Here is a 478-nt window from a genome sequence, read left to right on the forward strand (position 1 = left end):
TCTATGGGTCTCATTCTCAACAAATGCATTTGCAGAAGCATCATTAAATAAGAAACCCTCAGGCTGATATCGAGCAGAAAACTCTCCTGAAGATATTTTTGTCCAGGAAATAGCGGGTTTAAATATTTTGTCTAAATTAAAATTATGAGCGAGAATTCTGCTCCCAGATGAGTGTTTTCGAGTTTGTAATTCTTCTCCATCATTAAACCAATTTAAAACAGTTTGATTATTTCCATACCAGCGCCGGAATTCTCCTCCTTTAGATTGTGGAAACCACTTTAAACCACTTTTTTTAGCTTCACTTCTCGTTAAACTAAATCCAATTCCATCAAATGATATCTCATACCAGTCTCTGATATATGCATTATTATCACCAGTTATTAACCCAATTCTTGTTTCAATATATTCAGCAAGTTTAGGAAACTTCGTAAAGCAATTACGAACTGATTCACTTATCCAATAAGCTACAGGGCTTCCC

1 pseudogene is annotated in these 478 nt (G+C 34.9%); it reads right to left on the reverse strand.

What is annotated here, in order from left to right:
* Nucleotides 1–478: pseudogene (locus tag ACNPNW_RS15755) on the reverse strand (BREX-1 system adenine-specific DNA-methyltransferase PglX); the annotation flags it as partial.

The organism is Acinetobacter endophylla, from assembly GCF_053543775.1.